Genomic DNA, 14516 nt, shown 5'->3' with positions numbered 1-14516 from the left:
TCCTTTTTGCAAACCAATTTTAATTCGCTATGAATATTATTAAAAAACAGCTGTATTTTCTTTTCCTTTTAGGAGGTTTGTTTGCAGCAACCACATCTTGTAAAAATGATGATGAGCCTACGGCCATTGAGGAAGTATTGGCAGTAAAAACAGTAGCGCCTTCATCGGGTCCTGCTGGAACCAAGGTGGTGATTACAGGTACAAAATTCGACGCAACCCCTTCTAATAACACCGTTTTGTTTAACACAACTCCCGCAGTTGTAACGGCAGCAACTACAACAACACTTGACGTTATCGTTCCGGCAGGAGCTACAAGCGGTTTGATTTCTGTTACAGTAGGTGGAAAAACAGTAAAAAGTGCTTCTAACTTTGAACTTTCTGCACGTTCGGTCGTTGAAAAACAAGGTAATATTACAGCAAGCGAAACTTGGACAAAAGATAAAATTTATCTATTAAAAGGCTTTGTATATATAACAAGCGGCGCAACGCTTACTATCGAACCGGGAACGATTATCAAAGGCGGTGCTGCTGCTTTGGACCCTTCCGGACTTGGAAAAGGAGGAACACTGATCATCAACGCCGGTGCAAAAATCATGGCCGTTGGTACTGCTACTGAACCGATCGTGTTTACATCAAATGCAGCTCCCGGAGCTCGTAAATACGGTGACTGGGGAGGCTTGGTTATCATTGGAAAAGCACCTCACAACCAGTTGGCAAGTAAAGGACCGGAAGGTGGTATCTCAGGGCAATTAGGTGCTGATAATATTTCCGATGACAATTCTGGGAAACTTCAATATGTACGTGTTGAATTCCCCGGTATTGCACTTACAGCCGGTAACGAAATCAACGGAATCACATTCTATTCCGTAGGTTCAGGTACAACAGTTGATCACGTACAGGTTTCTTACAGCGGTGATGATTCATTCGAATGGTTTGGCGGAACTGTAAATGCTAAAAATCTGGTTGCTTTCCGTGGTTGGGATGATGACTGGGATACTGACTGGGGTTTTACAGGTAAGGTTCAATATGCACTTTCATTGCGTGACTCGGAAATTTCGGATCAGTCAGGTTCAAACGGATTCGAATCTGACAACTTCAGCGGCAGCGGCGAACCCGCTACCGGACCAAATAATGGTATGCCATTAACTGCTCCAGTATTTGCTAACGTAAGTAACTTTGCCTTTAGCGGAACGCCAATTGTAACATCCGGCGCAACATATCAATCAGCTATGCACTTAAGACGTAATACTGACATCAGCATTTACAACTCTGTTTTTTCAGGATATCCTGAAGGTCTCCGTCTGGACGGTGCCAACACACTGGCCCACGCAACAGCAGGCACTTTGGATCTAAAAGGAATTGTATTGGCTAACACTACAATTTCCGTTCGCGGTGACCGTGGTGCAACAGGTGTATCTGATGTTCAGGCACAAACTTACTTCAATGTAGCAGCACGCAAGAACACCATTCTTACAGATGCTTCTACATTGCTTCTGAATGCTGACAATTTCAAACTTACAGGACCGAAATTCCTGCCACAGGCAACATCTCCACTATTGCAGGGTGCAGTTTGGGAAGGAAAAGGTGCAGATGCATTCTTTACAAAAGAAACTTTCAGAGGTGCTTTCGGAACAACAGACTGGACAACAGGCTGGACAAACTTCGATCCTCAGAATACTCCTTACAATTAAAAAAGGGGGAAGACCTTATAATTGGTGTCAGAATTTAAAAAGGCCGAAAGCACATGCTTTCGGTTTTTTTTGTTTTATCACCCATAACGCCATCAATTACCACTGTTTACACCATCACGGTTGCATTCCTGCCTCTAAACCAATATCTTCGAACCAGTGATTTGTCTTGACAATCATTATCAATCCTATTTTTATTCTAATCTTTTTTGAATGTCCGAATTTCAGGCTTATCTCCAGCTGGGTTTTGAACACATCACCGATTCCAAAGGATATGATCACATCCTTTTTATCATGGCGCTTTGCACGGTCTACACCTTAATGGACTGGAAAAAAGTGATCATTCTTGTTACAGCATTTACCATAGGTCATTCTATTACGCTGGCACTGGCAACACTGGGTTTGGTGCAGGTAAATCCAGATGTGATTGAACTGCTTATTCCCATTACGATCCTCATCACAGCAACTCTCAATTTTTCCTTTAAAGAGAAAAAACCAGCTTACAGTCAAAAAACCAGTTCATTTACGGCACGTTATCCACTTGCCCTTATTTTTGGACTGATACATGGACTCGGATTTTCCAACTATCTACGCGCTTTGCTGGGTAAGGAAGCGAACATTGTCGCACCGTTGCTCGGCTTCAATATCGGACTTGAACTAGGTCAGCTGATCATTGTGTTCGTTATTCTGTCCATCGCCTTTGTTCTGATTGAAATACTGCGTATTGCGAAACTGAGCTGGGTGCATATTCTTTCGGGCATCATTGCAGGCATGGCCTTGTCTCTGATCATCAACAATGAATATTTACAAAGTGTATCTTAAAATTAAAACGTTGCCTGATACTTTTCCATACCTAATAAACTGACATCAACTTAAATACAATCTGCCAATCAAATGAAAAAACGATTGCTTCCATTTATCCTGCTGCTGATTTCTATTGCCTCTGTGGCACAGCAGCTGCCCACTTCACCAAACTTCAAGGCAAACGACAGGTTTGAACAATTGGGCACTATTCTGCCAACGCCCAACACCTACCGCGCAGCATCTGGTGCTCCGGGTCGTGAGTACTGGCAACAACGCGCCGACTACGATATCAAAGCTGAACTGGACGACGATAAAAGACGCATCACCGGTTCGGAAACGATCACTTTTTTCAACAACTCGCCCGATGAGCTGAAATACATCTGGATGCAGCTTGATCAAAATCTTTTCAAAAAAGATGGTATTGGAGCAACATCAAGAACCGGAACGGTGAGCGAAAAAGGCATGAGTGTGGCACAATTACAGGCCATGAATACGGGTCGCGGTTCTTCGCTGGATCCAAAAACAGAATATGGTTATGAAATTAAATCCATAAAAGATAAAGCCGGCAAGGCACTTCCTTACACCATCAACAATACCATGATGCGTATCGATCTGCCGGTGGCAATGAAGCCCGGAACAAATCTGGCTTTTAGTGTCGATTGGGCATACAACATCACGGAGTACTATGGTCGCAGCGGTTATGAATTTTTCGCTAAAGATGGCAACAGCAACTATTTCATTGCACACTGGTTTCCACGACTTGCGCCTTATGACGATGTAAACGGATGGAACCACAAACAGTTTTTAGGGCAAGGAGAGTTTGCGTTGATCTTCGGAAATTATAAAGTGGCAATTACAGTCCCTGCGGATCATATTGTAGCAGCCAGCGGCGAATGCCAGAACTACGCACAAGTGTTGACAGGTGCACAAAAGCAGCGTTTGAAGCAGGCTGAAACTTCGAAAACGCCTGTCATTATTGTGACTCAGACAGAAGCAGAGAAAGCGGAAAAACGCGAGAATAAAAACCCAGGTAAGAAAACATGGATTTACAAAGCAGACAATGTTCGTGACTTCGCCTTTGCAAGCAGCCGGAAGTTTATCTGGGATGCCATGCTGACTGAGCCTTACAAAAACGGCAGAAAGATCTGGTCGATGTCGTTTTATCCAAAAGAGGGAAATCCGCTTTGGGAGCAATATTCAACCCGGGCGGTGGAGCATACGCTGAAATCTTACGGAAACCGTACTTTTGAATACCCCTATCCTGTTGCTATTTCCTGCCACGCCACTTCTGGCGGAGGAATGGAATATCCGATGATCAGCTTCAATGGAGGGCGCCCGGAAGAAGATGGCACCTATTCGGAAGCTACCAAATACGGGATGATTGGCGTAATTATTCACGAAGTGGGCCACAACTTTTTCCCGATGATCGTCAATTCGGACGAACGCCAGTGGGCCTGGATGGACGAAGGTCTTAATACATTTTGCCAATATCTGGCAGAGAAAGAATGGGATTACAACTATCCTACCCGTCGCGGCGAACCAAACCAGATCACCGATTACATGTCGTCCGATCCTTCTGTTTTGTCTCCAATCATGAGTTCAGCAGAGAATGTGATCGGTTTAGGACCGAATGCTTATGCAAAACCTGCAACTGCACTGAATATCCTTCGTGAAACCGTAATGGGCAGGGAGCTTTTTGATCATGCCTTTAAAGAATATGCAACACGTTGGCGTTTTAAAAGCCCTACTCCTTCCGACTTTTTCAGAACAATGGAAGACGCTTCAGGTGTGGACCTTGACTGGTTCTGGAAGGGTTGGTTTTATGGAACAGAGCCCGTTGATCAGGATTTGGTAAGTGTGGACTGGTTCAGCATTGACACGCAAAATCCTGAAATTGAAAAAGAGCTGGCAAGAAAAGAAGCTGTAAGAAAACAAGGAACAATTAGCAAACAGCGTGATTTGGCCGACAAAGCAAACACTGTAGTCGGTCAGGATTCGACCATGGCTGATTTTTACAATACCTATGATCCATTCAAAGTGACCAACGCGGATCGCCAGAGATACGAGCAATATCTTTCAGGTTTATCACAAAATGAGCGTGATCTGATTCAGAACAACACCAATTTTTACACGCTTAGCGTAAAAAACAAAGGCGGACTCGTGATGCCTGTGATCGTCAAAATGGAGTTTGAAGATGGCACTGATTCCACTGCAACGTTTCCTGCCGAAATATGGAGATTCAATGACGGACAGATCAACAAGGTAATTACCACCCAAAAGAAAGTGGTGCAATGGACGCTGGATCCTTATTTCCAGATCGCCGATATTGATACCGCCAACAACTCTTTCCCGAGAGTAGCGAAACCAACACGATTCCAGATTTTCAAACAACAGCAGCTGCGCCGCCCTGCAAACCCCATGCAGACAGAAGGAGCCGGAAAGCTTGGAACTACACCTAGAAACTAGTTTTTGATCAATAGTTTAAGGTAGAGAGCAAATTAAAAAAAGCCTTTCGAATTCATTTTCGGAAGGCCTTTTTATGTAATTTCAAATTAGATTCTATGTAATTTCAAAATTGAATCTATGTATTTTCAAAATTGGAGTATCTTTACGATATACAAATATTGACTATGAGCTTCGTTAATAGAGATATAGCGGCTGTAATAAACAGCCAGAAGAATAAATTTCCAGTGATTGCCGTCACAGGACCAAGACAGTCAGGTAAAACCACGTTGCTAAAGAATATTTTTAAAGACTATCAATATATTTCCTTGGAGGATCCAAACAACAGATCCTTTGCAACTGATGATCCGGTAGGCTTTTTAAAGAAGTACAATGACCAAATAATACTAGACGAGGCGCAACAAGCACCACAATTATTTTCTTACATCCAGACCATTGTGGATGAAAGTAAAAAAATGGGACAATTCATTTTATCAGGTTCTCAGAACTTTCAACTTTTAAATAACATCACTCAAAGTTTAGCAGGAAGAGTTGCCTTGTTCAAATTGCTACCTTTTGACTTTGGTGAAATGAAATCGGGAAATTTACTGGCAGAAGATTTTGCAGAAGCCTGTGTTAAAGGATTTTACCCGGCGATTTATGACAGAGATATTGATCCAACAGTATTTTATGCCAACTATATACAAACCTATGTGGAGCGGGACGTCACAGAGCTCATAAATATCAGAGACACGCGGCAATTCAGAACATTTTTAGGCTTGTGTGCAGCCCGTGTTGGACAACTGGTGAATTTGAATTCCCTTTCCAATGAATGTGGTATATCTCAGCCAACCGCCAGAGCCTGGCTTTCAATCTTAGAAAGTAGCTATATCATCTTTCAACTTCAACCGTTCTTTCAAAATTTCAATAAACGTATTGTCAAAAGCCCAAAACTCTATTTCTACGATACCGGTCTCTTATGTCATCTTTTGGGACTGAGAAATGCTGATACACTTGTCGAAAGTTCAGCAAAGGGTAATATTTTTGAAAATCTTATCGTGGCCGAATTTTTTAAACAAAATGAACATCGATATCTTCATCAGGATTACTGGTTTTGGAGAGATTCAAATGGGCACGAAGTAGATCTTTTAACTCAAAATGGTAACGTGTTTGATATTTTTGAAATAAAATCAACACAAACAATTATGTCAGATCAGTTTAAAGGAATGGCCTTTTTTAGTGATTTGGCACAAAACAAAGTTGGTAAGCAAACACTTATTTATGGTGGAAAGGATGATCAGCACAGAACCTTACAAACTGTTCTGGGATGGAGAAATATCTGAGCTTTAACTTCCGTCTATTAATTAAAACCATATCCTAAATCCAATGAAAATCGTAATACTCGACGGATACACACTTAACCCCGGCGATCTTGACTGGGCGCCGCTTCTTGAACTGGGCGAGGTTGAAATATATGATCGTTCTGGTAAAAATGAAATCGTGGAACGCGCCCTGGAAGCAGAAGCTATCCTGGTAAACAAGGTTGTGATAAGCAGGGAAATACTTGAACAACTTCCAAAACTGAAATACATTGGTGTAGCTGCAACCGGCTATAATAACATTGATATTGAAGCTGCACAAGAACAAAATATAACAGTGACCAATGTAAAAGCCTACGGACCAGCATCGGTAGCCCAGCATACTTTTGCCTTGTTGCTTGCGCTGGTAAATCGGATAGAAACCCACAGCCAAAGTGTGTTTAATGGTGACTGGGCGTCTTCACCGGACTTCGCCTATTGGAAAACACCTCTTACAGAACTCGCCGGGAAGACAATGGGACTCGTTGGCTTGGGAGACATCGGATCACAGGTTGCCTCAATTGCAAAAGCTTTCGGAATGAAGGTGATCGCCTACCGCAAAAATCCTGTTCTTACGGAGGCAACGGACATTACCATGGTAACGCTCGATGCTATTTTTAAGAGAAGCGACGTGGTAAGTCTTCATTGTCCGTTAACTGAAGAAACAAAAGGCTTGATAAATGCAGAAACACTTGGCCTGATGAAGAGAAGTGCACTATTAATCAACACCGGAAGAGGTCCGTTGATCAACGAAAATGACCTAGCTGAGGCATTGAAAAATGGAACAATTGCCGGGGCTGGGCTTGACGTGCTCTCGACCGAGCCACCCGTTGCATCGAATCCATTGCTGTCGGCACCTCATTGTGTAATAACACCACACATTGCCTGGGCCACGTTCGAAGCAAGAACCCGGCTCTTAAAAATGGTCGCGGATAACCTCAGGGCATTTATAAATGGTAACCCTCAGAGTGTGGTATCTAATTAAATGGTTAGCGCAAAATGCGTTTAACCCGGATTACGCAATAGGAACTTGGATCATGGGACAATGCGTAATCCGGGCTAAACCGTTTTCTGGTGCTTCGTAGGAAGCGTGATCACGAACTCAGCGCCGTGTCCCTCTTTGCTGTTCGCTTTGATGGAACCTTGATGTTTGTCTATAATTTTCCTCGTAATAGCAAGCCCTATTCCTGAGCCCTCGTATTTGTCCTTGGTATTGAGTCGTTGGAATAGTGAAAATATCTTATCTCCATAAAGGTCATTGAAACCAATGCCATTATCTGTGAAGGTAATGGTGCAGTATTCCTTTTCATCTTCGTTCACACCTACACTGCTCGAAATATGAATGACAGGTGCGACAGTTGCTTTTGCGAACTTCAGAGCATTACTAATCAGGTTCTGAAACACCTGCCTGATCTGCCCCCTGTTCACTTCTATCAAAGGCATTTCGCCCACGATAACCTGGGCACGTTTTTCATTTATAACAATTTCGTAATCTTCAATCACTTCATTAATGATGTCACCAAGACTTGACGCAACGAAACCTTCGTCATTGGTAGCGAGCCGGGAATAACTTAAGATATCGAAAATCATGGTCTTCATCCTGTTAGATGAAGATATGATCTTATCCAGAAACATTGCTCCGTCACCGGTTATTTCACTTCCATGTTTGTCTCGCAGCATGGTCGCAAAAATCAGGATTTTTCTCAGCGGTTCCTGAAGGTCATGAGATGCGACAGAAGCGAATTGTTGAAGGTCATTATTGCTGTTTTGAAGCTCAGCATTCATTTCTGCCAGTTTCCTGTTGTTGAGCGTCAACAATTGCTCCATTTCCTTATGAAAAGTAAGATCCGTAAGAATGACGCTCATCGACACTCCTTCATCCAGATACAATGTCGTAACCGACAATTGAAAAGGAATGTGCCTGTTACTGCTCACAATACTCACTTCCGTCTTACAATCCTTCTCCCATCCTTTGGTGAATGTCTGTTGATAATTATCTATAAAATCGTCAGCAATAAAGGAAACGAATGCTAATCCGATCACCTTATTAAGCGGGAGATTGACCATGGCAGCAAACTGTGAATTACAGTACAGAATGATCCCCTCCTGATTGAGCGTAACGGCTCCCTGATTCATTTTCTCTATAAAAACCCGGTATGTCTGGTCCGCCGTTTTCAGTGTATAAAGCTGATGTCCGTCTGCACCATTGACCACCAGTGCATCTACCTGCCCCGTACGAATAGCCGTTATAGTCTCCGTGGCTTCTTCCAACTGGGCAAGAAGATTCCGGTTTTCCTCGACTAACTGTTCATATGTTTTTCCTGCTTCCATCAAATTAAACTGAATATCCTAATCCTTTTAAAACTTTGGCTGTGTCGGACAGATCTCCAACTATTCTTTTTTCAGGTAAGGGAAAACTTTTGATCAATAAGGGCAGAGCGATTATATTTTCTTTTTTTGCCAGGGCTTTTTGCTGGTAAACATCAATAATTTCCAGTGAATATTTCCCATCCAGATAAGTATCACATATTTCCTTTAAATTATTAACAGCTTTCAACGAGTTAGTTGATGCACCGGTAATATACAGACGCAATACATAGGGCTGGTTTTCACCATCCAGCGGATTTTCGTGTTGCGCATCTAAATTGTGTTCCATTGGTTATTTTTTGGCAGGACGTATGTTGAGTCCCACAAGCACCTTCTCTTCGTTAGACAAATCACCGATAATCTTCCTTATCGGTTCAGGTACCTTCTTAACCAGTGTCGGAATTGCAAGTATCTGATCACCCTCAGCAAGTTGTGGCTGAAGCAAAAGGTCAATTACTTCAATCACATATTTATCCTTTAAATGCTCTTCACAATACTTTTTTAAATTTGTGAGCGCCATTACAGACTTCGCCGTTTTACCGGCCACATATAGTCTCAGTTCCCAGATTTCCTCTGTTGCTTCCATATCTTGTTCAATTTCTGTTTATAAAGTGTCTTCAATTTCACCGGCAGCTCCATCGCGTTTGCGTGTCAGCTCGGATCTGTTTTTTTCAAGAACACTTTTTCTTAATTCCTCCTCAACGTAAGTTTTATTGAGGTCGTCCTGGAAAGAATCAAACTCCTGTTTCAGACTGTTGATTTTCGATTCCAGAATCATCTTCTTGCGCTCTATCTCCCTGTCTTTTAAAGACACCGCATGATCTCTCAAAACCACACCGGTCTTCTCCAACAGTTGTTCGGCCTCCCTTGCGGAACCGGTAAGAACACCATCCGGACCTAGATAAACGTCTACTAGTTCGAGCCCGGAATCATCGATTACAAATTCCCGGACCTGATTGGAATGTTTCATTCCTCTCGATTTCATGACATACAATCCGCGGTTACGCTCGCCGTTAAATTCAATATCTCTCACCATCAGCCATGCATCCACGAGCGAGGATATGCTTTCGTCTGTTTGCCCCGTAACGTTATCATTCAGGGTAAGCGCTGTGAACATAACTGTAATTTGTTCCGACTGTAAAAAATCGATCAGCCTGATTAGTAAGCTTTTGACTTCACTGACAGACCCCACAGTAATAAGATTAGTGATCGGATCCAGAACCACAACATCCGGCCTGAATTCCTTTACCATTTTATGGATCACCACCAGATGCATTTCCAACCCATTGAGCGTTGGACGCGCAGCATGAAATTTCAATAATCCCTTACCCACGTGCTCCTGTAAATCCACACTGATCGATTTCATGTTACGGATGATCTGCTGCGGTGACTCTTCGAACGCAAAATAGATACACCGCTGCCCATTTTTACAGGTTTCATTTACAAATGCCCCTGCTATGCTCGTCTTGCCCGTGCCGGCAGTGCCGGAAACCAGTATACTACTTCCAATAAAGAAACCTTTTCCGCCCAACATTTTGTCCAAACCACTCACTCCGGTAGGAATTCTTTCCGAAGATACGTCATGATGAAGTGTAAGAGATGTGACAGGAAGTACTGAAACGCCATCCTCATCTATCAGAAAAGGGTATTCGTTTGTTCCGTGAACAGATCCCCGATATTTCACAACACGAAGCAATCTCGTGGAAATCTTATTAGTTACCCGGTGATCCAGCAGTATAACACAGTCAGAAACATATTCTTCCAATCCATGTCTGGTGAGCATCCCGTCACCCTTTTCGCCAGTTATAATTGTAGTAACTTTCTTCTCTTTTAACCAACCAAAAAGCCTGCGAAGTTCTGCACGGATAATTCCTTCATTATGCAACCCGGAAAACAGGTTTTCGATCGTATCCAAAACGACCCTTTTCGCTCCGATGCTATCAATCGCATGTCCAAGCCGTATGAACAAACCATCAAGGTCATACTCTCCGGTTTCCTCTATTTCGCTCTTTTCTATATGAACATGGTCTAGACGCACCATTTTGTCTTCCTGAAGTTTCTGAAGATCGTAACCCAGCGAAGCTACGTTAATAGCCAGTTCTTCAGCTTTTTCCTCAAAAGCCATAAAGACACCCGGTTCATTGAACTTCATTGCCCCATGTACAATGAATTCCATGGAAAAAAGTGTTTTCCCGCAACCGGCTGCTCCGCAAATTAACGTTGGACGGTCTTTTGGAACCCCACCGCCGGTAATCTCGTCCAGACCGGAGATTCCTGTTTGGGTTTTAGGAAGAGTTCTATGAACAAATTTATTATGTTCAGAGGGTTGTAAGTCCATTTTAATCTAGAAGGTTTCAAAAACAAAAAAATCTTTAACTGTATATACGATCAAGGAGAGAAATAATCATGCCAAGTGTAATTACTATGTCCGTTTTTAGATCAGAAAACGACTATCAACTACGGAGGATATAGCAAAAAAAAGACAAAAGGCATCAGATGATTCCGACGCCTTTTGTACTTATCACTCACAGACGGATGCTAACCGGGTAAGCAAACCTCCTATCTGCATTACTAAACTTTCAAAAATGCAATATACTTCGATTTAATTACAGCACATTCTATATTACGGATTCTAATTTTATTCTAATTCAAAAAAAGATCATTGACAATTGATTAATTTACAGCTCTTTAACTAACTAAAAAGTGCTTAAATCTGTGAAGATTCTATACTTGTGATCAAAACTGTCGTGATGAGAAATGCTAAAAAATATTCGGTTCAAAGCAGATATATTTGTCCCGCTACGTTCTTTACCAAAGCGCATCACTCCGCAGGCGTTTGTATTGTCCGTTGGGTGTAAAGCAACTCCTGATTAAATTGTATTAGATACTAAAAACGAGTTTTTTGTTATGGTAAAATTTTGTTTGTTCCTTTCTTTCCTGATATGCATTTCTTTCGTTTCGGTATCCCAAAGTAAAAAATCCACTACTTTCCCTGACGGAACAACAATACCCGCATGGTTTTCCGACAGCTCTAAAATCAGTTTAAAGAACCTCGGAAAACAGTATCTCATTACAAAGCATGGGGTCAAAGCCGACAGTAGTCTGGTACAAACCACCGCAATTCAAAAGGTTATCGACCTGGCAAGCAAACAAGGTGGTGGTGTCATCATGATCCCCAAGGGTACCTTTCTGAGCGGCGCTCTGTTTTTTAAACCTAAAACTCATTTGTATGTGTCTGAAGGCGCAGTGTTAAAAGGCTCAGATAAAATAGCCGACTATCCGATCATGCCTTCAAGGATGGAAGGACAAACGCTTGACTATTTCCCTGCTCTCGTGAATGCGTACGGAGTAAATGGCTTTACAATTTCAGGTAAAGGAACAATCAATGGAAACGGACTGAATTACTGGAAAGCTTTTTGGCAACGGAGGAAGGAAAACCCTAACTGTACCAACCTTGAAGTATCCCGTCCACGCCTTGTTTTTATTTGGAAAAGTAATGATGTGCAAGTACAGGACGTCTGTCTGCAAAATTCTGGCTTCTGGACCAGCCATTATTATCAGTGCAACAACATCAAAATTTTGAATGTTCACATCACAGCTCCACACGAGCCTATAAAAGCACCAAGTACAGATGCCATTGACCTTGATGTTTGTAACAATGTTCTGATCAAAGGCTGCTACCTTGCCGTGAATGACGACGCGATTGCCCTGAAAGGCGGAAAAGGTCCTTATGCAGATACGGAAAAAGGCAACGGTGGAAATTCCAATGTAATTATTGAAGATTCCGAGTTTGGATTTTGCCATGCAGCTCTTACCCTGGGAAGCGAGGCAATTCACAATAAAAACATTGTAATGCGGAATTGTCACATCACCAATGCGATGCGCGTACTATGGCTTAAAATGCGCCCGGATACCCCTCAGAAATATGAGTATGTAAGCGTTGAAAACATTGACGGCTACGCATACAGCCTGATATACGTGAAACCGTGGAAACAGTTTTTTGACCTGAAAGGACGCAAAGACGTACCTCTGTCATATTCCGACAACATCAGTTTGAAAAACATCAGCCTCAAATGTGAAGTTTTTTTCGATGTAAGCCCTGGCGAACATGACAGACTATCGAATTTCAAATTTGAAAATCTTGACGTTACCGCTAAAAATGCGGCTTATGACAAAACAGTTGTTGCAGGAATCAACTTTGATAACGTGAAAGTGAATGGAAAAATGATTGATTGAACAGGAAGTACATACTCAGCTGCCAGACTATTTGACATCTTCTTTTTAACGGAAACCTCTCATCAAAAAAGAGCACCTTCCTGAATAGGTGTGTATCATTACGAGCAAGGAGAGTGGCAGGAAATCTGGGATGCACTATTCTGGCGTTTCATGCACTTACACTGCGGCCTTTTCAACAGAACTCACGATTAGGAAGGTTGAACGGCAGTTTCGATAAAATGGAAATCGAAGAACAGAGAAACCTGTTGAACACTGCGCACCGTTTTTGGGAGGGATTGGGTTAATCTCAGAATGTTTGGCTAAACAGTGGTTTCCAAAACATCGTCGGGGAGGATCGCGACTTGAACCCGCTTATGAGTAAATCAACCATTGATGGGCACATTTTGTACAGAGACTAATGTGAATGCTGAGTCGGACTTAATTGCACATAATTTCGTTTAATGTCAAGACATAAATAATCATTTGAAATGAGGAATGAAACACGGGAAGACCTTCTTTTTCTCACTGGCGATAAGCCCTGATGCAGATATTGTCGCGTCGATTCAAGAGTTAAAAAATCGTTTGCGAAAAGATCTGAATAGAAATTATGTAAGTTAAAACTCCTTGGCCCACATAACGCTATTTACCTTTTATGCAGGTATGGAGGAATACCCTTTAATTTTGGAAGAATTTAGAAGAATACTAAGTGGACTAGCACCATTTGATCTTAAATTCTTTGGATTTGCAAGTTTTCCACCAAGGCCATTACAAACGTTCTACGTCAAGCCTGAAGACGCATCATCTAAAATTATCATTAACAATTGCGCTACAATAAATGCAACTTTCAGAAGGAGTCTAAAACGAAATCACCTCAAAAATTGGAAGAACAAAGCATTTAAAGATCCGCATATGAGTATTGGTCATGAGCTTACAGAGGCAGAAATTTCGAAATGCAATGATATGGCTAGCGAGGGCTTCTGTAAATCTTTCCTTTGCAAGTCCTTCGTGATTCGCAGGTTTAATGTTGATAAAAGACAATACGACATTATTGATCAAATTCCGTTGCTTGATCACCAATACGTTATTGGGAGGCAATTGACACTGTTTTAACTTGTTTAATCCTTGATTAGTATTGAATACTACACACTCCTTTAAGGACTGTTAACTTCTCTGTCCCGCGGCGCGCAGCCTGGGACGGGGCGTGTAGCCATCGTGGCGTAGCCTGGGAAGAGGTGAAGACTTCGCGTCTCGACGAATCGTTGCACCATCCAGGCCAATAGCCTACGCGACCCGGCCTGCGCGGCCCGGCCTACGTGGCGCGGCTTAAACGCAAAAAAGCCTCACATTTCTGTTAGGCTTTTTGTAATAGTATTGTGGCGGCTAGACTGCGCGTCCCGCCTACTTTACCAGGTCGGACCGCGCAGGCCAAGTATCATCGGCGGTTTGGTCGGAGTCACGATTGACCTAGGCGCCCCCGGCTTAGGCAGCCCCGCTTAACTTCTCTGTTCGGGACGGGGCGCGCAGCCTGCGCGGCCCGGCTTAAACGCAAAAAAGCCTCACATTTCTGTGAGGCTTTTGATTATAGTATTGTGGCGGCTACCTACTTTACCAGGTTTGATCCAAGTATCATCGGCGGTTCCGG

General features: G+C 42.6%; 11 protein-coding genes. 7 read left to right on the top strand and 4 right to left on the bottom strand.

From position 1 onward, the window contains the following. Positions 1–29: 29 nt before the first annotated feature. From LZG71_RS11410 to LZG71_RS11390, 5 genes are all read left to right on the top strand, one after another. Complete coding sequence (locus tag LZG71_RS11410; RefSeq protein WP_233820532.1) at positions 30–1691, top strand: IPT/TIG domain-containing protein; 1662 nt, start codon at positions 30–32, stop codon at positions 1689–1691. Positions 1692–1901: 210 nt separating this feature from the next. Next, positions 1902–2510: a HupE/UreJ family protein gene (locus LZG71_RS11405; protein WP_233820530.1), complete on the top strand. Its 609-nt coding sequence runs from the start codon at positions 1902–1904 to the stop codon at positions 2508–2510. Between the two features lie 72 nt (positions 2511–2582). Continuing rightward, positions 2583–4958, top strand: a complete 2376-nt coding sequence (locus tag LZG71_RS11400; RefSeq protein WP_233820528.1) for a M1 family metallopeptidase — start codon at positions 2583–2585, stop codon at positions 4956–4958. A gap of 164 nt (positions 4959–5122) precedes the next feature. Continuing rightward, entirely contained in the window at positions 5123–6277 is a 1155-nt protein-coding gene (locus LZG71_RS11395; RefSeq protein ID WP_233820526.1) for an ATP-binding protein, read from the top strand. A 43-nt stretch (positions 6278–6320) separates the two neighbouring features. Continuing rightward, complete coding sequence (locus tag LZG71_RS11390) at positions 6321–7277, top strand: D-2-hydroxyacid dehydrogenase (protein ID WP_233820525.1); 957 nt, start codon at positions 6321–6323, stop codon at positions 7275–7277. Positions 7278–7351: 74 nt separating this feature from the next. Here LZG71_RS11390 and LZG71_RS11385 read toward each other — a convergent pair whose 3' ends face one another. Genes LZG71_RS11385 through kaiC form a run of 4 tightly spaced genes read right to left on the bottom strand, consistent with a single transcriptional unit; the run spans position 7352 to position 10997 of the window. Beyond that, the gene (locus LZG71_RS11385; protein ID WP_233820522.1) at positions 7352–8623 is read right to left on the bottom strand and encodes an ATP-binding protein; all 1272 of its coding nucleotides are present in this window, start codon (positions 8621–8623) and stop codon (positions 7352–7354) included. A gap of 4 nt (positions 8624–8627) precedes the next feature. Next, positions 8628–8948, bottom strand: coding sequence for a circadian clock KaiB family protein (locus LZG71_RS11380; protein ID WP_233820520.1), 321 nt, complete (start codon positions 8946–8948; stop codon positions 8628–8630). Between the two features lie 3 nt (positions 8949–8951). Further along, on the bottom strand, positions 8952–9245 hold the full coding sequence (locus LZG71_RS11375; RefSeq protein ID WP_233820519.1) for a circadian clock KaiB family protein: 294 nt from the start codon (positions 9243–9245) through the stop codon (positions 8952–8954). Positions 9246–9263: 18 nt separating this feature from the next. Beyond that, positions 9264–10997: a circadian clock protein KaiC gene (gene kaiC / locus LZG71_RS11370; protein ID WP_233820517.1), complete on the bottom strand. Its 1734-nt coding sequence runs from the start codon at positions 10995–10997 to the stop codon at positions 9264–9266. Positions 10998–11566: 569 nt separating this feature from the next. Between kaiC and LZG71_RS11365 the strand changes: the two genes are divergently transcribed. Then, positions 11567–12895 (top strand): glycoside hydrolase family 28 protein, encoded by a 1329-nt coding sequence (locus tag LZG71_RS11365; protein ID WP_233820515.1) that lies wholly within the window; start codon positions 11567–11569, stop codon positions 12893–12895. A 603-nt stretch (positions 12896–13498) separates the two neighbouring features. Further along, on the top strand, positions 13499–13984 hold the full coding sequence (locus LZG71_RS11360; protein WP_255712936.1) for a 2'-5' RNA ligase family protein: 486 nt from the start codon (positions 13499–13501) through the stop codon (positions 13982–13984). Positions 13985–14516: the final 532 nt, after the last annotated feature.

This window comes from Dyadobacter sp. CY312 (assembly GCF_021390535.1).
In the GTDB taxonomy this organism is placed as follows: Bacteria; Bacteroidota; Bacteroidia; order Cytophagales; family Spirosomataceae; genus Dyadobacter.
Note: the sequence above shows the minus strand (reverse complement) of the source record. Positions and strands in the feature narration are given on the sequence as shown.